We start from the raw sequence: 20,655 nt of genomic DNA, 5'->3' as shown, positions 1-20,655 counted from the left end.
AGGAGACACATGGTGTATCAGCAACATATTCGTCTAGCTCCGCAGGTGCGCAAAGCCTACGAAGCTGCGGCAGAGGCGCTTGTCAGCGGCAGAATTACGCTTGATGTGGTTGACGAGTTTGGTCTTAACGCTGATTTTCCAGTGTTTTCTGTAGGGCAAGCGGCGCTTGTAGCAGATATCCATCCGCAGACATTGAGGCAGTACGATCGGCTTGGGCTGATTGTCCCTCAGCGTACTGCGGGTGGCGCCCGTCGATACAGTCTGCGTGATATTGAGCGACTTTCGCAAGCACAGCATATGAGCCAGGATGAGTCTATTAACTTGGCTGGTATTACGAGGATTTTGCAGCTGATGGAGGAAAACCGTCAGCTACGCCGCCAAGTGATGCAGTTGCGCCGCCGCATGGAAGGATCCTTTGTATTTCAAGCTGATAGCGATGGCGAAGTCACAGAAGTGCAACGTCGTCAAGCACGCCGTCGCACGCATGCGATGCTGCAAATTACCGCACAGTAACAATAGAGGTTTCAGTCGAACAATGTGTCTGAAACCTCTTTGCGTTTTAACAGTTTGCTCATGCCAGATGTCTTTGCGTAGTCCAGTGTGGACTATTGAGGATGAATTATGCTTGAACTTCTGATTTTGCGCGTTCGGCAAGCCATATATTTACGATTGCGTTGCGGCTTACTGCAAGATGGTTGGCCTGTCTGTCAAGCTCATCGACGAGCCACTGTGAATGGAGATTTCTCAATGGCTGAGTGTTACACTAAAGTATGGTGCTGCAACAAATGAAATCAAAGCAAAGTCGCGCTTCTCATACTTCTCATACCTTTCATACTTCAAGAGATAGTAAGTTCTCACATCGTATTACAGATGTTCTAGTCGCTATTCTTGCTGTACTTATTGTTGTAGGCATTTTTCTAGAAAATATGCAAGCACGAAATCAGTTTTTTGCCAGCCTCCCGCAAGAGCCATCTGCAGCAACTCGACAAATCATTATACGAAAGCTCAATCAATTCGATCGAGCATTAGGAGAATTACACCAGCAGTCTGGATCTGCTGGTCAGCATACAAGTCAATATGCAACCCAGTCAAAAGGCGATGCGGCATCAGACCAGCAGAATCTAGCTGTATTGCGTCCTAGCGAGTTGCAGTTTGCCCATGAATATGAACGCTTTCTACCGGATGAAGAAAGTCCTGGAACCATTACTAATCTGCGCATACAATCAAAAATCAGTAATGCTATACCAATGCCATTATCTGCGTTTGCACACTCAACGTATTCAAAGTATATTGTGGTTGCCTATATTACGACAAGCTGGCAGGGGCACTATGATAACGGGGTATTATCGAGCAGCATGAGTGATGTTTGTACATTTATTGTGCAGGTACCAACTCAAGGGGTGCCAGTATTGCCAGAGATACAGGCATTTTCTCTATTTGACTACGCTATAGTGGAGATGCAGCAATCTGATGAACTCAAGCGACGTGAGAGCGAACCATGGTGGATGGAATTTTTCAACCCTATCAAGTGGTAGTGTGCGGACTGTCAAAGCTAATCATAGTTAATCGTAGCTAATCGAGACCAATCATAGTAGATTGCCGAAATCACTCCTCGAGCGTATGACAGTCGGCATCAGCGCCATCCTTGACTAGCATTCGGTGACGTTAACTGCCAAGCCGCCCTGGGAAGTCTCCTTATACTTGCTCATCATATCTAAACCAGTATCTTTCATTGTTTTAATAGCAGAATCCAAAGAAACAATATGCGAGCCATCGCCAAGTAACGCCATACGAGCAGCGTTAATTGCGGTATTAGTGGCCATAGCGTTGCGCTCAATGCATGGAATTTGCACCAACCCGCCAATAGGGTCGCAAGTTAGTCCCAAATTGTGCTCAATACCAATTTCTGCTGCATTTTCAACTTGACGCGGAGTGCCACCAAGCACAGCACAGAGTGCGCCAGCTGCCATAGAGCATGCTGATCCAACTTCTCCCTGGCAGCCAACTTCTGCTCCAGAAATAGAGGCATTACGCTTAAATAAGTAGCCAATAGCTGATGCAGTGAGTAAGAAAGTGTAGATTCCCCGCGGCGCCCACTTGCCAGAAAGTAGCCAATAATAGTGCAATACTGCTGGAATAATGCCCGCAGCACCATTGGTTGGCGCAGTAACAATTCGTCCCCCGCCAGCATTTTCCTCATTGACTGCCATAGCAAACAGTGCTGCCCATTCAGCATCGGCTCCATGTGCGCGTAAATCAGCAATTGGGGTTTTACCATCTAATACATATGCTAGGTCTGGGCGCATACGTTCGTATAGTTTTGGAGCGCGGCGGCGCACATGTAATCCGCCGGGCAGCATTTCCTCAGTACTGGTACACCCGTTGGACACGCATTCGCGCATAGTACGCCAAATATGGTCCATGCTCTGCTCGGTCTGCTTTTGAGGGCGTAGCGCATGTTCATTAGCCCACATTAAATCAGCAATAGAGCATTGATGCTGCTCACACAGAGCAATCATTTCTGTTGCAGAACAAAAATCAAAGGGAATGGTTGTTGTTTTTGCATGAGCATCTTGCACAGTGGCTATAGGTTCTCGCATTTGCTCTTCTGTTGCAATAAACCCACCGCCAATAGAATAATATGTTTCTTCCAAAACGGCAGTGTTGCTGGCATCAAACGCGCTCAAGGTTACACGGTTCGGATGCAGACCTGGAGCATGCCAGCGGTCAAATTCAATATCATCGCGCGCAAACGGCATACGGATAGTGCCATTAAGCCATAGTTCGCCGCGCTCACTACATATATCTAAATCATGGAGCACGTCTTGTGGATCCACGGTTTCTGGAGTTTTCCCTTCAAGACCAGCAAGTACAGCTCGATCGGTGCCGTGGCCAAGGCCTGTTTGTGCTAAAGAGCCAAATAAAGTGGCATGAATACGAGTAATTGGCTTCTGTGAAGTGGCATGATATTTAGCTACGCGCTGTGCAAATTCATGTGCTGCTCGCATTGGTCCTACTGTATGTGAAGATGATGGCCCGATGCCAATAGAAAACATGTCCAAAACGCTAAGCATGCCATTTCCTTTCAAGTGTTTTGTAATCTTTTGGACGCAAAACCTGCTACTCGAATGCTAAGCCTAGTGATATTGTGCGCTCTTGTGAAGCTCGGCGCGTTTACTGTGACTTGCTTATGTATGGCACTTATTGCAAGACTTACTTATGGTACGGTTCGTGCGCATTAATTTTGAATGCACGATACACTTGCTCCAGCAAAATCACGCGCATCAGCTGGTGAGGGAACGTCATAGGAGAAAGACTCAGCAGCATATCTGCTCGTTTCAATATTGATGTATCGATGCCAAGTGATCCGCCAATAATGAGCTGAATATGGCTCGATCCTTGCAAAGCCAACGCATTGAGCTTTTCAGCCAGTGCTGGTGAAGAGAGCATTTTGCCCTCAATAGCAAGCGCAATCACATAAGTGCCATCGTGAATATGTTTTGCCAAGCGCTCGCCTTCTTTTGCTTTAATCTGTTCTTCCTGTGCTGCGCTAGCATTGTCTGGTGTTTTTTCATCAGCGACTTCAATAATGCGTAATTTACAATACCGGCTTAAACGTTTGCTGTATTCGTCAATGGCGTCACGTAAATACCGTTCTTTAATTTTTCCCACACAAAGTACATCAATATTGAGCATACCGTTATTCTAAAAGCCTGTGCGCATAATGTATTTGATATATTGATGATATCAATATACGGAAAGATGGTAATAATGGGCGAAAAAAATATTGATACAGAAATGGAACAAGAATATGATTTTTCGAGCGCTCGACCAAATCCGTATGTTGTTAAGCGGCGTCCCGTAAGTATGAATCTTGCTGAAGAGGAAATTTCTTATTTCAAGCAGCAAGCTCAATCAACTGGGATCCCTTATCAAAATCTCATCAATCTGTATTTAGTACAGTGTGCAAGAGAGCACAAAACGCTCAAATTTTCTTAAAGCATTAATGGTGACTAGCTGAATCCAACTAGTCACCATTAACGTTATATAGAATGATCTATATAGAGTTTGCGCTATGCAGCATTTGTAGTACTGCGTTCAATAGCTATAAATCTGTGATTTCAAGTCTTGTAGCTATTAGTCGTGGCTATTAGTCCACAATGCCATACAAGCGATCTCCAGCATCACCAAGACCAGGCACAATATAAGCCTTCTCATTGAGCTTTTCATCAACTGCAGCAACAACTACACGTACGTTAATGCTTGGATCTACAGCAGTTTCCAAACGCTTCAACCCCTCAGGTGCAGCCAGCACATCAATGCACGTAATTTCACGAGCGCCGCGTTCTGCCAAATACTCAATAGCTGCCACTAAAGTGCCGCCGGTAGCCAACATAGGATCCAGCAAAAATACGTGGCGACCAGTTAGATCATCTGGCAAACGATTTGCGTAGGTAATAATATCAAGCGTTTCCTCATCGCGCTTCATGCCCAAGAAACCAACCTCGGCAGTTGGCAACAGTTTCATCATGCCGTCGAGCATGCCGAGACCGGCACGCAGCACAGGCACAATCATCGGACGAGGGGGAGCAATACGCTTACCAGTCATTGGAGCAACTGGTGTTTCAATATCAACATCTTCCACTAGCAAGTCGCGCGTTGCCTCGTAGGCTTCGAGCATAACAATCTCGCTAACGAGTTCACGGAAGGTGTTTGAAGGAGTGTTCTTATCACGAAGAACAGTGAGCTTATGATCCACTAATGGGTGTGAGACTACATGAAGTTCCATACTTTCCAGCTTATCGCGAACGCTACTCAAGTGTGTGCATGTGTGGTTAAATGAGTGTTGAAAGGGGCACGCATGGCGCACAATCATCAACAACAGCACCAACATACTGCGCATTGCAAGGATTGCACTAATACTGGCAGCGGGAGTTTACATATTGCAGATCTTGCATACCATGCCATGAGCGATGCTCTGGAACTTGCCCATAAAGCAGCCCAGCAAGGCGATGTTCCTGTAGGGGCAGTGGTGCTGAATGCCGTAGGAGATATTATCGGCAAAGGGTATAACCATCGCCAAGCACACCAAGACCCCCTAGCGCATGCTGAAGTGCTGGCACTGCGCGATGCTGCGCGCGCTCTTGGTACGTGGAACCTTAATGCATGCACACTGGTGGTGACTCTCGAACCATGCCCTATGTGTGCGGGAGCGGCAGTAAGTGCGCATGTAGGAAATATTGCTTTTGGGGCATGGGATAGCAAAATGGGTGCATGCGGGTCTGTATGGGATATTGCACGCGATCCACATATTGGAGCAACTCCGCAAGTCATTGGTGATGTCCGCCAAGCGGAATGTATGGCACTTTTAGCTGACTTCTTTACCCAAACGCGGCTAAGATAGGGGCATGGATCAACAGGAAGTATTACAAAATTTACGTAGAGATCACGCAGCAGAGCTCAAGCTCGCTGCCGAGCGCTTGCATGGTACCGTCCGCCACACGGAAATCATTGACTCTCCAGTATTAAGCGAACTTACTGGACACATAATTAAACTCAAACCAGAAAATTTGCAGGTAACCGGCTCATTCAAAATTCGTGGCGCATACAATAAAATTGCTTCTCTTTCTGATGATCAAATTGCAAAAGGAATTGTTACCGCATCTGCAGGCAATCACGCACAAGGCGTAGCCTATGCTGCTCGCGAGCGTCATATACAGGCTACTGTGGTTATGCCACAAATTACTCCACCGCTGAAAGTAGACGCTACAAAAGCCTATGGCGCGAATGTGGTGCTGCATGGTGAAGTATTCGACGAATCCGCAGCCCATGCGCAATACCTTGCGCAAAGTCAAGGAATGATCATGATTCCGCCATTTGACGACTACGAAGTGGTATGTGGTCAAGGTACTATCGGTCTTGAAATATTAGAAGACGTGCCAGATGTCACTGATGTGATTGTGCCTTTAGGCGGCGGCGGACTAGGTGCAGGTGTGGCGCTTGCTATTAAAACATTTAAGCCAGAGGTACGAGTGATTGGCGCTATTCCAGAGGGTTCTCCAGCATGGCGTGATTCGCTTCGGTCAGGTCGTGTCAGTCCGGCAGATCAGGTAGTTACCTCTGCGGAAGGCGTAGCTGTTAAGCACCCGGGAGATCTTACTTTTGCATTGCTTAACGAATTCCTTGACGACTTGGTTATGGTTTCTGAACGCGATATCAATGAGATGATTCTCCTGATGCTCGAAAAGCATAAGCTCGTTATCGAAGCGGCAGGAGCAGTGTCTTTAGCAGCACTGGAACATTTGAATTTGCGCTCGCGAGCATTCGCATCTGCTGGAGGTAATCACGTAGTAGTGCCTATTGTTTCTGGCGGCAATATTGACACGGTAACTATGGGCGCTGTGATTCAAAAAGGTATGATTGCGCGTGGACGCATTATGCAGTTTGAAGTTGAACTTCCAGATACTCCAGGTCAGCTGGTGAAAGTAGCAACATTATGTGCCAACCAGCGCGCTAATGTTATCGCATTGGATCACGATCAGTTCAAGGCATCAGGGCATTACACAAATGCAGTATCACTAAGCGTGACTGTGGAGACGAATGGTCCTGCACATATTGACCAGATTTTGCAGGCTTTGCGAGACGAAGGATTCCAGCCGCGGCGCGTATACTAGTCGGTTGAGAGCAAATTGCTATACCTCTGACTAGGATAGTGATGGTACTGCTAGTGCATATATCGTATGTATTATTCAGATGAGCATGCACTAGCAGTGAGGTTTTGCGACAATATCAGGTATGGGTGTTATGGGCATTGTGCTGATTGTTGTGTGGGTTGCTATTATTGTTGCCGCAGTGGCTGCTATTTTGATGCATGCGCGTAAGGAGTCGCATCAATCAGACAGTATGTATGGCAACGGAAATAGCGCCCCTAAACGCCCCCGTGTAGTGAGTACACAAATTGCCTACACGCCATCTACTGCTGCAATGCGTGGAGATACTGCTGGTGAAGAGCTAAATGCTACCAGCGAAAACCCCGTGTATGTGAACGAATCTTCCTCAGTTGTTGAAGTTCGAGCGCTACGTCACCCATCCGCAGCTGCAACCTCAACAACATCCTCATCAAGTGCGCAGCATGCCGCCAAAGAGCAGTCTGGAACCAAGGACTAACCTCAAGCAGCCTGCACTACAGCATTTCGAACTTCATTGTAATCCGCTAATCTGCACGCTCGCATAAGCACAGTGCACAGTAATAGGTATCCTAGAATACATGGATACGATGGAAATTGTTATTATTGCCATACTCTGCATCGCGGTAGGTGTGGCACTTATTGCTTTAGCTTTGCACATGAATGCCAAGCGCAAGCAAGCACAGAGTACGAATCAACCGCAGAGTGCAGCTCAATCAGAATCAGTAGAGCAATCACAGGCGTTATCTGCTGATACATCCCAGCAGCAACAACAAACTCAGCAGGCTCAGCAACCGCAGAAACAGCCTCAAACGCAATCTACTCAACCAAATGCCGCTGCTACTGAGCATGGTTCACAACCACAAGAACCAGAATCTATTGCCAGTCGCCTGACTAGACTTAAAGCCAAATTAGGGTCAAGTGCTAACCCGCTCGGCAAAGCGCTTTTCAATATTCTTACCCAAGACAATCTCTCCGAAGAAGATTGGGAAGATGTAGAAGACACATTGCTACTTGCCGATGTGGGGGCTGAGGCGAGTGAGCAGCTTGTCGAAGAATTACGTCGTGACGCGCGTATTCATGGTGAACGCGATCCTCAGGCTGTGCGCGATATGCTCAAAGAGCGACTACTCGATATTGTGGGTCGTGACACTGACCGTTCTCTGGTGGCGCTACGTGAGGATGCTGGGCAGCCAAGCGTCATTATTATGGTTGGCGTCAATGGTACTGGTAAAACAACAACTGCTGGCAAACTTGCACGCTTATTCGTAGCCCAGCATAAGCAAGTTGTTTTAGGTGCCGCTGATACGTTCCGTGCTGCCGCAGCTGATCAGCTTGTCACTTGGGGTGAGCGTAGCGGTGTGCCAGTAGTGCGCTCAGAAAAAGACGGTGCAGACCCTGCTTCTGTAGCTTTTGATGCGGCACGTACTGCGCAAGAGTCTCATGCCGATGTGCTGATTATTGATACAGCAGGACGCTTGCAAAATAAAGCAAATCTTATGGATGAGCTTGGAAAAATTCGCCGCGTTGTCGAAAAAACCACGCCTGTTGAAGAAGTATTGCTTGTGCTCGATGCCACAACTGGTCAAAACGGCATGATGCAAGCAAAAGTATTTGCTGAGGCTATCGGCATTACTGGTGTAGTGCTGACCAAACTTGATGGTTCTGCCAAGGGCGGCATTGTTGTTAATGTGCAGCGTGAGCTTGGCGTGCCAGTGAAATTAGTCGGTTTGGGTGAAGGGCCTGACGACTTAGCACCATTTGATCCGCAATCCTTCGTAGAAGGCATGCTTGCGTAACGCAATGCACACCTGCTGAAACGAATCTGTAATAATTAACCGCTAGGTACGCTACTGACTGCAACAATAGCGTATTATAGCGGTTTTTGTATATGCGGAAACGATCCAAAAACTACATACTTGGCAGTTGATGGCGCAGAGTTGTTTATCTTTGGAATAAGAAGATAACGAAGTTGTTACACTCAACTGCTGTTGAAATATTGCTGTAACTACTGATATTCACTCATGTAACTCGAATCCTTTTTACTAACCATAGTTTCTTCTTGTACTTGCCAACTAGCTTGCGATTGGAGTTGACACAGTGCTCTAGAAACACCTGAACCCTATATGCGTAAACCCGCATGGGTGTGAAAGGGAGGTAGTCATGGATTCGGGAAACGCCGCATGGATGCTTACTGCAGCGGCTTTAGTATTTTTGATGACGCCTGGAGTTGCGTTCTTCTATGGTGGCATGGTTCGAGCAAAAGCTATTTTGAATATGCTGATGCTTTCTGTTGCCGCTCTTGCTGTTACTTCAGTAGTATGGACATTCTGGGGTTGGTCCATCGCATACGGCGGTGATTCTATCGCCGGTATTTTTGGAGATCCTATTAAAGGATTTTTGCTCCATGATGTGATGAAACCTGTAGACGGAGTATTTACCTCTGTTGACGGGGCTGATGCACCATATCCGCACAGTATTGATGTGGCATTTCAAGCAACATTTGCCATGATTACCGTTGCTTTGATTACCGGTGCGCTCGCAGAACGTATTCGATTCAGCACATGGATGATATTTGTAGCACTATGGATTACGCTGGTGTATGCGCCGATGGCACACATGGTGTGGAATGGCGGTTTGCTATCTGCCGATGGCGCTATTTCAAAACTCTTAGGAGCGAGTGCGCACGATTTTGCAGGTGGAACAGTAGTCCATATTAACGCGGCAACTGCGGCATTAGTAGCAGTCTTGATTATCGGCAAGCGCAAGGGCTTTGGTAAAGAACCATTTAGGCCACATCACGTGCCATTTGTTATGCTTGGCGCATTCTTGCTGTGGTTTGGCTGGTTTGGTTTTAATGCTGGTTCTGCTTTTGCTGCCAACGGTACTGCAGGCTACGCTTGGGTAAGCACTACCGCTGCCACGGCTGCGGCAACTCTTGGCTGGCTCTTTACCGAACGCATTACTACCGGTCACTACACCGCAATGGGCGCTGCTTCTGGCATGGTCGCAGGTCTGGTTGCTATTACTCCTGCAGCTGATGTTGTTTCTCCACTATGGTCCATGGTAATTGGCTTAATTGCAGGCATCGTAACATATTTCGCATGCAGTCTGAAATACAAGTTTGGCTATGATGACTCACTTGATGTTGTGGGTGTGCATGGTGTTGGTGGTGTAACCGGCACTGTTCTCATTGGTCTTTTTGGTGAAGGTACTGGTTTGCTAGCAGGTGGTAGCTGGCATCAGCTTGCTGTGCAAATTGTGATTGCCCTAGTAGTAATTGCTTATTCCGGAGTACTGACTGCAATTATTGTTTTTGCTCTACAAAAGACCATGGGTTGGCGAGTCAGCGAACATCAGGAAATTGAGGGTATCGATATTGCAGAACATGGTGAACGTGCTTACGATTTCACGAGCACTGTGAACGCAGTATTCAAGGAGGTGAAGTGAGATGAAACTTGTAACCGCAATCGTACAGCCTCATAAATTTGATGAAGTAAAAGATGCACTGACCTCAGCTGGTATTCACGGTATGACGGTGAGTGAAGCTAATGGATATGGACAGCAGCATGGTCATACCGAGGTGTATCGAGGTGTGCAATATTTAGTGGATTTAACACCAAAAGTGCGCATTGAAATATTAACCGAGGATGACCAAGTAGAGCATATTGCCCAAATTATTACGCAAGCTGCATTTACAGGAAAAATGGGCGACGGCAAAATTTGGGTTGTACCTATCGAATCGGTTATTCGTGTGCGTACTGGAGAAACCGGAGTAGCTGCTCTCTAACAATACTCAGATAAGCTCATATCGAGTATAGGGCTTGCATTGAGTATAGGGATGCAGTAATCAACAGTGAAAACTTGGCGCTAGTCTCTATGAGCATGGGAGAGATTAGCGCCATTATGTTGTTATATAACTATTTCATTATGAACATTCGTTATGCAGCTATCTCGCTATGCATCTGTCTCTCTATGCATCCAAGAATCAGTTCTAGCACGCAGTGCATTCGTAATAGTACGCCCTCCCATTTGCACAATATTAAATACTCCCCAAAGTGCAATAGTAAGTACTGTTGGATGCTGAATATGGGGGAATAAAAATGCAATACATGCGACAAGCACAACAAGATACACAGCGCTTACTCCTGAACATGTCAAAGCAAGATAGCGGAAATCCCCAGCACCAATCAAAATGCCATCTAGCGCCCACATCCAGCCGAGCATAGGGAAAAATATACCAACTGTAGCCATTCCAGCAGTAATAAGAATCTGGATTTCAGCATTAGGTGTAAATGCAAAAGCAAAGCAAGCCCCGAGGAAGGCGAATATTGCGCCAACAACTACACCAAGCAGCGTACCAGTAATTGCTGTGGTACGAGTGAGTTTGCGAGCTTGGTCAAATGCTTTCGCTCCAAGAGCAGCTCCAACCAGCGTCTGCCCGGCAATAGCAACAGAATCTAAAATATTTAACGCGAAATTCCATGCAGCATTCACAGCCTGATATGCGGCAAGTACTTGCGTGCCAAGGCGAGCTGCAACCATAACCGTCGCTACCATCGCCACACGCAAAGCAAGAGTGCGGATAAATAGTGGCCAGCCATCACTGCTGGCAGCTTTAATACCCTCAATACGAGGACGCAAACTCACGCCGTCATGACGGGCCCAAAGGCAGGCTGGAATAGCTAACCACAACCCCATAGACCATTGAGCAATAAGTGTGGCAATACCAGATCCGGCAATTCCCCAGCCAAACACAATAACAAAAAGCACGTCAAGTATAGTGTTAATCACCGCACCGCCGACTGCGGCAATAAGAGTAATGCGAATGCGTTGCAGTCCGCGGAAAATGCCAGTAGCAGCATACACTAATAACATTCCAGGAGCGCCGAGCACAATAGCTCTGGTATACAGCACAGCTTGCTCGAGTACTTCACCCTGACCGCCAAGCAGTATACACAGTGGCCGCGCAACAACAAATAAACACAGCGCTAATGCCGTGCCGATCAGTAAAGCTAACCACAGACCATCAATACCAGCTTGCAAACCATCTTTACGCTTGCCAGCTCCGAAAAAATGCGCAACCTGCGATGTTGTAGAGTATGCGAGAAAAATGCATAACCCCACTGCTGTAAGAATAATCGTAGATCCAAGAGAAAGACCAGCCAATGCTGCATCGCCAACATGACCCACAATAGCGGTATCGATCAGTACAAATGTCGGTTCTGCAATAAGCTGCCCTAAAGTAGGTATTGCGAGCAGCAGGAGCTGCTTAGGTGAGGCAACTGGCTGTGTGGTTTTCACTTCGTTCTGTTTTTGCACATAGGGGATTATAGTAAAGCGCATTGGGTTGGTGAAGAGTTTCTCATATTTGTAGGCTAATTGTTATGAATGCCACATCGGCGTTGCAAAAGAGGTTGGTGGGGTTAGGAGGTGCGGTGGAGAATATGTGTTTGCTGTGAGCTTGGCAAGTAGTGTGTGAATTCTTTGCAAGGCGATATTATGCTCTGTTGTCTTGCCATCATGACGGCTATACTCGAAATGGTAACTAGAGGGAGCAGTATGGCAGAGCAACATGGAACAGCACTTGCGGTAGCAGCATCAGATAGCGCACGTGGGAAAGACGTGATTTTTGACCGTATTCCGCCACATGATGACGATGCAGAAATGGCAGTACTTGGCGGCATGCTGATGAGTAAAGACGCTATTGGTGAAGTCTCTCAGATGATTACTACTACAGACTTTTACCAGCCCAAACACCAGACGATTTATGATGCCATTATTACCTTATTTGCAGCATCTCAGCCAGTTGACGCGGTGATTGTGGCTAATCGGCTGCTCAAAGATGGTGAATTAGAAAAAATAGGTGGATCTGAATACTTACATTCGCTGGTGGCTGCAGTGCCAACTGCTGCTAACGCCTCATATTATGCGGAAATTGTGCATCAGCGAGCTATTTTGCGTAATGTAATTGCTGCTGGAACGAAAATTGCGCAGATGGGGTATGCTGCGGAAGGCTCTCAGGCAGAAGATATTGTGAATTTAGCCCAGGCTGAAGTGTACGAAATGGGCATTGGAAAAGTTCGCCAAGACTACGAAATTATCGGATCAGTTGTGGGCGATACTTTGCAGCTGATTGAAGATATGCAAAGTGGCGAAATTCAGCAGGGTATTAAAACAGGATTCAAAGATATTGATGATGTAACTCAAGGTTTGCAGCCCGGGCAGATGATTGTGGTAGCAGGTCGCCCTGCAATGGGTAAGTCCACGCTTGGTATTGATTTTGCCCGCCATGCAGCACTGCATGAGCATCAAACGGCTGTGGTGTTCTCCTTGGAAATGAGCAAAAATGAGTTAGCGCAGCGCATTATTGCTGCAGAAACAAATATTTCACTTGGTGATTTGCGCAGAGTAGAGCGCATTACTGCCGATAAATGGAATACGCTGAATAATTTCCTCGGTAAATTACGTGATGCACCGTTGTTTATTGATGATTCCCCGAATATGAGTTTGATGGAAATTCGCGCTAAATGCCGTCGTTTGAAGCAAACCAATGACTTAAAACTTGTGGTGATTGACTACTTACAGCTGATGACCTCAGGAAAAGCTATCGAAAGCAGGCAGCAGGAAGTTTCGGAATTCTCACGTGCGCTAAAACTCTTAGCGAAAGAGCTTGAAGTGCCAGTGGTTGCGCTTTCGCAGTTGAACAGAAGCTCTGAGATGCGCAATGATAAAAAGCCGCAGCTTTCTGATTTGCGTGAATCTGGTTCTATTGAGCAGGATGCTGACGTGGTATTTCTGGTACATCGACCAGAAGTCTATAATCCAGAAGAGCGCCAAGGCGAGGCCGATATTATTATGGCCAAGCATCGTAACGGTCCAACGGACACATTTACGCTGACCTTTACTGGTCAATTTAGTCGCTTCAATAATATGGCGCATGATGCTGGAATGAGCAATATGGCCATGCCACCAATTCCTCAAGGAGTGTAACGTCAATGCAAAGCACTAAGCGCCCTTGGCAGGCAGTATTCACACCAGCAATAGGTAAGGTAATACGCAAACTTGCTTCGCTGCGAGGTGGAGGTACTGCTCTTCCTGGAAAAATTATTGAACAATATGATCCAAGTTTTTTGGCTCGATCTCTTGCCCAATTGCCCTATGGCGTGGTACTAGTCTCTGGAACTAACGGCAAAACCACCACCACGCGCATGGTGGCTTCTGTATTTGAACAGTGTGGACTGAAAGTATTTACTAATCCAACGGGTTCAAATTTCACACGAGGCGTGGTTTCGGCACTACTCGGTGCAGTTGATATGCGAGGTCGGCTGGATGCTGATATTGCAGTACTTGAACTTGATGAAGCCTATGCAGTACATTTTGTGAAGCAGGTACATCCTCGGGCTGCATTACTGCTGAATGTGATGCGCGATCAACTTGATCGCTTCGGAGAGATTGATCATACGGCGCAACTGCTTGGCAAAGTAGCTGCTGCAACCGAGGGTGTGGTTGTGCTCAACCGCGAGGATCCGCGTATTCGGGCGTTAGCACATGACGTTCCTGCTGGTACCAGTGTGCGGTATTTCGGGCTGGCACCAGCGTTGCGCGAACAATTCCCTACTGATGATGCTATGCAAACGACAGTGAGTGTGCAGCAAGAATCAGTACAGGAAGTTAATGCTGCAGATGCGCAAACTGAACATACGCATGTTATAGATAAGCAAACAGGGAATGCGCAAACTGAAGATGCACAGACTGAAGATGCGCAAATCCCTGCTGCTGATGTATTGCTTACACAAGTAGGCACGCATCAAGCCACATATCAGTTTGGCGATCAGCAATACGCTACACCGATGCGCTTAGAAGGCTTATACAACCTCTATAACGCGGCCGCAGCGCTGGCAGTAGTGCATGCTGTGCAACCAGAGCTCAGTCCAGAAACACTTATTCGGGCTATTGCACAAGTCACTCCTGCTTTTGGTAGAGGAGAAACTATTGACTACCATGGCACCCCAATTGAACTGGTATTAGTGAAAAATCCTATGGGATTTAGGCTTGCACTGGCTTCATTTGACCCATCGCGTACAGCAACAATGATCGCTATCAATGATGAATACGCTGATGGTCGCGATATGAGCTGGCTGTGGGATGTTGATTTTACATCTTTGCGTAAGCAGGGCGTTGCAATGGTTTCTGGTGTGCGTGCTTGGGATATGGCATTGCGGTTGCAATACGATCAAGTAGCAGTAGAGCATGTGGATACTGAGCTCACTGCTGCTGTAGATCAGTTCTGCGATAGTGATAGCGAGACACCAAAACGCATATACTGCACATATACGGCTATGCTGGCAATACGCTCACATCTAGCGCATAAAACACATGTAGATGATGTTGGTTTGAAATAGTTTCGAACATTCTTCAACGTCTAAAATGAACGTCTGAAAAGTTTCGAAATAGTGATAGCACAATTGCAGAAATGGTGTACTGATGACTAGCGAACAAACTTTCCCAATACAGAGCACTCCTCGAGTTTTAGATATTGTGAGCCTCTACCCCAATGACATGAATATCTATGGGGACTCAGGCAATGTGCTCACCATTATGAGGCGTGCGCAATTATACGGCTATCAGCCAGTACTCCATGCCTATAATCAAGGCGATCCATGGCCAGAGCAGGTTGATATGATTATCGGCGGTGGCGGTCAGGACAAGGGACAAAGTGCCATCCAAGATGATTTATATATGCGTGCTCCGCAATTGCAAGCACTTGCGCAAGATGGCGTTCCAATGCTGATGATTTGTGGTCTATACCAGCTTTTTGGCGACTATTTTGAAACTGCTACCGGAGAGCGCATCCAAGGTATTGGCATACTTGGCGTACATACTACTGGTCAAGATACGCGCATGATCGGCAATGTCGTAGAACATTCTGATGAGTTCGGCGATATTGTAGGGTACGAGAATCATTCTGGGCAGACTGTGCTGCATGCAGGAGTTGAGCCTTTAGGACGTGTAGATCATGACGGTATGGGCAATAATGGTCAGGATCATACAGAAGGCGCTCGCTTGCATAATGTTATTGGCACCTATATGCACGGCTCGTTACTTCCTAAAAATCCACGTATTGCAGACTTTTTAATTGGTCAGGCTGCGCGCAGACGATGTGGGGAATTTAGACCATTAAGCGACGCTAATGGCAAGCGTGAGCTTGAGCGGCTCAATACCTTAGCTGAGCAAGCTCGACATGTTGCTATGAAGCGCCCTCGGTAGTGTGACACGTGACGCCTTACGTGGTGAATACCAGCAAAGTAACATTGGTGTACTACCATAGGAGCAAGCAACTATATGCCAAGGAGGGCGATATGGCAGATTTACATATTGACGAAATAAATGAAAGTATGCGTAACCTTGTTTTGGCAGGAATTGGTGCAGTTGCTGCTGGTGCTGAGCAAGGTCAAAAAGTTGTTGAAGAGCTCGTACGCAAAGGTGAGGGAGTAGTCAAGCAAAGCAAAGTAGCTAATACTGAACTTTCTCGCCATGCAAAAGATGCAGCATCAAACGCGCTCCATGATGCCAGTGCTGCAGCGCATAATACCGCTCAAGAAGCAGCTCAGGGAGCTAAGGACGTCGTAGGCGATGTGATGGATGCGGCTTTGAAGGCTCGATTGTCGCTGATGAGCGATGAAGAGCGCGAAAACTATGTTGCAAAAGTAGGCGAGCTTGCTCAGCAAATTGTTGAGGAGCGTAAGGCACGTGCAGAACAGGAAGCCGCTGAGGCTGAGGCACAAGCTGCTGAACACGCTGATGAGGAAGCTCAAGAAGCACAAGCATCAGATACCGAGACAGCAGCAGAGTAATTATGACAGCGTAAGCAATTGCTATAGATATGGCAAGTTGGTATTAGCGTTATAGAAAGTTGGAATATGGCTCAGGCAGTAGAACCACCAAGCAATCAGACATCATCTTCTACTGAATATGCTCAGTCTGGTTCTGCTGCCTCTGCTGGATCTAGCATTTTTACTGATGCTACCAGCACTGTGGATTCAGCTAATTCTAGCGAGCAAATCGGCACTCAATCTATCGATGTAGGAACTGCAGGATCTGAGTTTATCGGCGCGGAATCTACTGGCGCGGAATCTGCTGACACCGAACCTGCTACCCATACTGCCGATACGGTCAAAGCGCCGCAACCACCAACAATTGGGCTTTTTGGTAGCAGTGGTACTAATTTCGCTCAGCAATATCACGTCACGCGTGCTGGTAAAGTGCGTCGTATCCGCGAAATATTCTCCATTGCGCGAAAATTTGATATTTTCCACGGGCTAACCCCAGTAAAAATGAGGTTAATGCTTGAAGCTATGGGACCGACCTTTGTAAAAGTTGGTCAAAATCTATCGCTGCGAAGCGAAATCTTACCGCAAGAGTTCTGCGATGAGCTCTCCAAACTGCGTGCAGAAGCAGATCCTATGCCATACGAGCAAGTATTACATGTGCTTACTCAAGAATATGGCAAGCCAGTACAAGAAATTTTCTCAGAAATTGACCGAACGCCACTCGGTTCTGCATCCCTTGCTCAAGTGCATCGCGCTAAACTAATTTCAGGAGAAGACGTTGCGGTCAAAGTGCAGCGCCCGGGCGTGCGCGAAACTATGGCTCAAGATATCGATATTATGCGTTCGGTAGCTCGCTATGCGCGCCATGTGGTGAAATCAACGCAAATTGTAGATTTACATGGTGTTGTTGATGAGCTTTGGGAAACTTTCCAATCAGAAACTAACTTTTTAATTGAAGCGCAGAATTTGCGCGATTTTCGAGACTTCTGCGCGGACTATCAGTATATGGACTGCCCGAAACCGTACATGGCATTATGCACATCGCATGTTGTAGTGATGGATTATGTAAACGGAATTTCTATTTCGCATCCAGATCAGCTGGTTGAAGCTGGATACGATTTGGAAGAAATTGGCGCCAAACTTGTTGATAATTACGCTGCACAAGTGCTTGACGAAGGATTTTTCCACGCCGACCCGCATCCTGGCAATATTATGGTGCATGACGGGTGCATTATGATGCTGGATCTTGGTATGACTGGCAAATTGAATGCGCGTAACCGTTCTATTATGCGCGACATGATTTTTGCAGTTGGTAGGCAGGATTCTCCAGCACTGGCAGAGGCATTTTTGCGATTTGCTGGGCCGAGCGACGTGTCACAGGTTGATCATCCAGGACTGTTGGCTGATCTTGACGCTATTGTGCAAGATTTTGCGACAGTACAGTTGAGAGATCTTAATGTTGGCGAACTTATTAGTGCGCTTATTGCATTAGCGCGTAAACACAATATTGAATTACCAAGTATTATTACTACGGTTGGGCGTGGGCTGGTCACTCTCGAAGGAGTGCTTGATGAATTCCTGCCTGACACCGACATGATTGATATTATTACTGCACACATTGCTTCATCAACTGGCGTGCGTGGGGCTATTCATGACGAGGCGCAGCGACTTGCCATTGAAAGCAATAAAGCGCTACATGGTTCACTTGGTGCGCTTGCAGAGGCACAGACTGCTGCACGAATGCTCACTCGCGGTCAAATTAAAACCAATATTGAGCTAGTTGGTTCTCAAGAGCCTATTCGTCAAATGAGCTATATGGTGGATCGTCTTACCATGGCTATGATTGTGGTGGGCTTGTATGTGGGCTCATCCATTGTGTATTTTGCTGGTATTAAGCCGGTGGTATTTGGTATTCCAATTATTGGCTTTATGGGATATGTGGTGGCATTTGTGGTGTCATGCTGGATTGTGCTGGATATTATGCACAAAAACCGCAAGCCAAAGTCAAAAGGTCGGTAACGTGCTTATTCAGTAGCAAGTGCTGTAGCAAGTGTCGCAACAAGTGTTGTAGCAAGTGTCAAATTTCACTCATTCCACGGGTTTCTTTACAGTAGAAGTATGACTGAACAGAAGCAAGCCGAGACGCAGAGCGCAAAACCTTTTTTGGCGCAGTATGACGAGACTATGATTGCGCGCAGAATTGCCGAGCAACAGTTACCGCTCGCAGTATTTTGGGATATGGATGGTACGCTGATTGATTCCGAACCATATTGGCATGATGGTGAGATTGAGATTGCGCATGCCAACGGTGGTGAGTGGGATGAAGCATTAGGCTGGCAGTGCACAGGAACGTCAGTGCCTAATGTTGCTCGCAAAATGATTGAGCACGGCACCAAGCTTTCTGTTCAGGAAATCCATGACCAATTGATATCGTATGTTGCTCGCCGTGAGCAGGAGCGTATGCCTTGGATTCCGGGCGCACGTGAGGCTTTGGAGCTAGTGGCGCAGGCTGGTATTCCATCAGTATTGGTGACTTCCTCGCCTCGTCATGTGGCTAGAGGATTGGTGCGTCAGGCGCCGACTGGAGCATTTGGCGGATACGTATGTGGTGATGATGTGCGTGCAAATAAGCCTGATCCAGACCCATACCGTCAGGCAGCACGAGTGCTTGGCATTGATCCTGATGATGCGCATCTGATGGCTAGATGTGTTGCTTTTGAAGACTCTGGCGTGGGTTTGCAGTCTGCCACAGCAGCTGGTACTACAGTTTTGGCGCTTACCGGCTATATTCGCACTGCTGATGGCCAGCCAGCAGGTCCATTCTTTGATAGCATTGCCACATATGATGAGTTAAGTATTGATACTTTACGCAATATGGTAAGCCGCCGTTTGCAAAGCCTATAACCTGTACATATTACGCACAGTGCGCATAATGTGGGTGAAGGCTTGACATTAGTTAAGTACGGTATTAGTTAAGTACGGCATGTAGCAAATCAGAGCAGTAGAGTAGGGGCACAGCCTAGTTAGGGAGCAAGTCATGGCAAGTTTGCAAGATGTAGCAGACCTTGCTGGAGTATCGGTTTCCACAGTTTCACGAGCATTACGCGGCACCGGTCGTGTAAGTGAAGCTACGCGAAACCGCATAAAGCAAGCTGCAGAATCAGTGCATTTCACGCTCTCTCGCAGCGCCTCCTCTTTAGCAAGCGGCAAAACAATGCGCGTGAGCATTGTGGTTATTGACCGCATCAATACTTGGTTTAATGCCTCCGCTATTCAGGGAGCATATGAAGTGCTTGAACCCGCGGGCTATGATGTAGTGCCGCGAGTTGTGAGTACCAGCGAAGACCTTGATGCATTTGTTCGCCACCTGCCAGGCAACCGGAATCTAGACGGTATTATTGTTGTTTCTATCAATCTTGATGACGAGTATGTGCGTATTTTGCGCGATATTACTGTGCCGTCAGTGGGGTTAGATGCGCGTAGTCGAGCAGGATATAGTGCAACTGTTCGTGTTGATGAGCAAGTAGCTATGCGTCAAGCAGTCGGTCTGCTGCATTCTTTAGGGCATCGCAGAATTGGCTTTGTGGAAATGCCGAATAATCCAGACTTTTTACTCTCTGCTAAGCGCCGCTCTGGTGCTTTCTTGCGTGCTGCTCGTGATTTAGGGTATAACGAGTTCGATTTAAGTGTGTTTGAGGGGCAGGATTTCGGGCATTTTCGCAGTTTTGATGAAGCTGTTTCGCAGACGTCATCGCGTATTATTGCACAGTTTAGGCGTCCAACAGCATTGTGTGTGGAGATTGATGATTTTGCTATTGCTTTGCAATATGCGTTGCGCAAAGCAGGAATTCGCGTGCCAGAAGATATTGCGCTTATTGGATTTGATGATAATTCACGTGCTGAAATGGCTGGACTGACTACGCTACGGCAAGATCCACATCGCATGGGACAACTCGCTGCTGAACAGATTCTGCAGCTGATGCAAGGGCAAGTATTGGCAGAGCCTCACCAATTACTTCAAACTACGCTGGTTACACGGCAGAGCACAGGCGCTTTATAGAAGTTTGCTAACGCTCTGGGGAATTTGCTAACGATTTGAAAAGTTCGCTAACGATTTGTAGAAGAGTTTGTAGAAG

The 20,655-nt window shown here is 47.0% G+C and carries 20 protein-coding genes; 16 read left to right on the top strand and 4 right to left on the bottom strand.

Features of this window, described 5'->3' with window-relative positions:
• Nucleotides 1-9 precede the first annotated feature (9 nt).
• Both IEU85_RS06775 and IEU85_RS06770 read left to right on the top strand, forming a co-directional pair.
• Nucleotides 10-513, top strand: a complete 504-nt coding sequence (locus IEU85_RS06775; RefSeq protein WP_188355490.1) for a heat shock protein transcriptional repressor HspR — start codon at nt 10-12, stop codon at nt 511-513.
• Nucleotides 514-785: 272 nt separating this feature from the next.
• Entirely contained in the window at nt 786-1,535 is a 750-nt protein-coding gene (locus IEU85_RS06770) for a hypothetical protein (protein ID WP_188355489.1), read from the top strand.
• A 114-nt stretch (nt 1,536-1,649) separates the two neighbouring features.
• Here IEU85_RS06770 and IEU85_RS06765 read toward each other — a convergent pair whose 3' ends face one another.
• Nucleotides 1,650-3,074 carry an L-serine ammonia-lyase gene (locus IEU85_RS06765; protein WP_188355488.1) on the bottom strand — a complete coding sequence of 475 codons (1,425 nt, stop codon included), beginning with the start codon at nt 3,072-3,074 and terminating at the stop codon, nt 1,650-1,652.
• Nucleotides 3,075-3,213: 139 nt separating this feature from the next.
• Nucleotides 3,214-3,696, bottom strand: coding sequence for a 23S rRNA (pseudouridine(1915)-N(3))-methyltransferase RlmH (gene rlmH / locus IEU85_RS06760; protein WP_188355487.1), 483 nt, complete (start codon nt 3,694-3,696; stop codon nt 3,214-3,216).
• Nucleotides 3,697-3,771: 75 nt separating this feature from the next.
• Between rlmH and IEU85_RS06755 the strand changes: the two genes are divergently transcribed.
• Nucleotides 3,772-3,999, top strand: a complete 228-nt coding sequence (locus tag IEU85_RS06755) for a hypothetical protein (protein WP_229714814.1) — start codon at nt 3,772-3,774, stop codon at nt 3,997-3,999.
• A 151-nt stretch (nt 4,000-4,150) separates the two neighbouring features.
• On the opposite strand, the gene upp is transcribed toward IEU85_RS06755, so the two are convergent.
• Nucleotides 4,151-4,789 (bottom strand): uracil phosphoribosyltransferase, encoded by a 639-nt coding sequence (upp, locus tag IEU85_RS06750; RefSeq protein WP_188355486.1) that lies wholly within the window; start codon nt 4,787-4,789, stop codon nt 4,151-4,153.
• Nucleotides 4,790-4,966: 177 nt separating this feature from the next.
• Between upp and IEU85_RS06745 the strand changes: the two genes are divergently transcribed.
• The 6 genes from IEU85_RS06745 to IEU85_RS06720 all read left to right on the top strand — a co-directional run bounded on the left by IEU85_RS06745 (nt 4,967) and on the right by IEU85_RS06720 (nt 10,476).
• Entirely contained in the window at nt 4,967-5,404 is a 438-nt protein-coding gene (locus IEU85_RS06745) for a nucleoside deaminase (protein ID WP_188355521.1), read from the top strand.
• Nucleotides 5,405-5,408: 4 nt separating this feature from the next.
• On the top strand, nt 5,409-6,674 hold the full coding sequence (gene ilvA, locus IEU85_RS06740; RefSeq protein WP_188355485.1) for a threonine ammonia-lyase: 1,266 nt from the start codon (nt 5,409-5,411) through the stop codon (nt 6,672-6,674).
• Between the two features lie 121 nt (nt 6,675-6,795).
• Nucleotides 6,796-7,167 (top strand): hypothetical protein, encoded by a 372-nt coding sequence (locus IEU85_RS06735; RefSeq protein WP_188355484.1) that lies wholly within the window; start codon nt 6,796-6,798, stop codon nt 7,165-7,167.
• Between the two features lie 178 nt (nt 7,168-7,345).
• Nucleotides 7,346-8,485 (top strand): signal recognition particle-docking protein FtsY, encoded by a 1,140-nt coding sequence (ftsY, locus tag IEU85_RS06730; protein WP_443093424.1) that lies wholly within the window; start codon nt 7,346-7,348, stop codon nt 8,483-8,485.
• Between the two features lie 364 nt (nt 8,486-8,849).
• Nucleotides 8,850-10,136, top strand: coding sequence for an ammonium transporter (locus IEU85_RS06725; protein ID WP_188355482.1), 1,287 nt, complete (start codon nt 8,850-8,852; stop codon nt 10,134-10,136).
• 1 nt (nt 10,137) lies between these two features.
• Nucleotides 10,138-10,476, top strand: coding sequence for a P-II family nitrogen regulator (locus IEU85_RS06720; RefSeq protein WP_188355481.1), 339 nt, complete (start codon nt 10,138-10,140; stop codon nt 10,474-10,476).
• A gap of 167 nt (nt 10,477-10,643) precedes the next feature.
• On the opposite strand, the gene IEU85_RS06715 is transcribed toward IEU85_RS06720, so the two are convergent.
• Nucleotides 10,644-11,990: an MATE family efflux transporter gene (locus tag IEU85_RS06715; protein WP_371866656.1), complete on the bottom strand. Its 1,347-nt coding sequence runs from the start codon at nt 11,988-11,990 to the stop codon at nt 10,644-10,646.
• A 258-nt stretch (nt 11,991-12,248) separates the two neighbouring features.
• On the opposite strand from IEU85_RS06715, the gene dnaB reads away from it, so the two are divergent.
• From dnaB to IEU85_RS06680, 7 genes are all read left to right on the top strand, one after another.
• A complete protein-coding gene (dnaB, locus tag IEU85_RS06710; RefSeq protein ID WP_229714812.1) occupies nt 12,249-13,679 on the top strand; it encodes a replicative DNA helicase in 1,431 nt (476 codons plus the stop codon).
• Between the two features lie 5 nt (nt 13,680-13,684).
• Entirely contained in the window at nt 13,685-15,091 is a 1,407-nt protein-coding gene (locus IEU85_RS06705; protein ID WP_188355479.1) for a Mur ligase family protein, read from the top strand.
• Nucleotides 15,092-15,173: 82 nt separating this feature from the next.
• On the top strand, nt 15,174-15,956 hold the full coding sequence (locus tag IEU85_RS06700) for a type 1 glutamine amidotransferase (RefSeq protein ID WP_188355478.1): 783 nt from the start codon (nt 15,174-15,176) through the stop codon (nt 15,954-15,956).
• 92 nt (nt 15,957-16,048) lie between these two features.
• Nucleotides 16,049-16,543, top strand: coding sequence for a phasin family protein (locus IEU85_RS06695; RefSeq protein WP_188355477.1), 495 nt, complete (start codon nt 16,049-16,051; stop codon nt 16,541-16,543).
• A 66-nt stretch (nt 16,544-16,609) separates the two neighbouring features.
• Nucleotides 16,610-18,538 (top strand): ABC1 kinase family protein, encoded by a 1,929-nt coding sequence (locus tag IEU85_RS06690; RefSeq protein ID WP_188355476.1) that lies wholly within the window; start codon nt 16,610-16,612, stop codon nt 18,536-18,538.
• Between the two features lie 165 nt (nt 18,539-18,703).
• Nucleotides 18,704-19,423 carry an HAD family hydrolase gene (locus tag IEU85_RS06685; RefSeq protein WP_188355519.1) on the top strand — a complete coding sequence of 240 codons (720 nt, stop codon included), beginning with the start codon at nt 18,704-18,706 and terminating at the stop codon, nt 19,421-19,423.
• A 133-nt stretch (nt 19,424-19,556) separates the two neighbouring features.
• Nucleotides 19,557-20,579: a LacI family DNA-binding transcriptional regulator gene (locus tag IEU85_RS06680; RefSeq protein WP_188355475.1), complete on the top strand. Its 1,023-nt coding sequence runs from the start codon at nt 19,557-19,559 to the stop codon at nt 20,577-20,579.
• Nucleotides 20,580-20,655 lie beyond the last annotated feature (76 nt).

The sequence above is a fragment of the Galliscardovia ingluviei genome (assembly GCF_014635685.1).
GTDB lineage: Bacteria > Actinomycetota > Actinomycetes > Actinomycetales > Bifidobacteriaceae > Galliscardovia > Galliscardovia ingluviei.
Note: the sequence above shows the minus strand (reverse complement) of the source record. Positions and strands in the feature narration are given on the sequence as shown.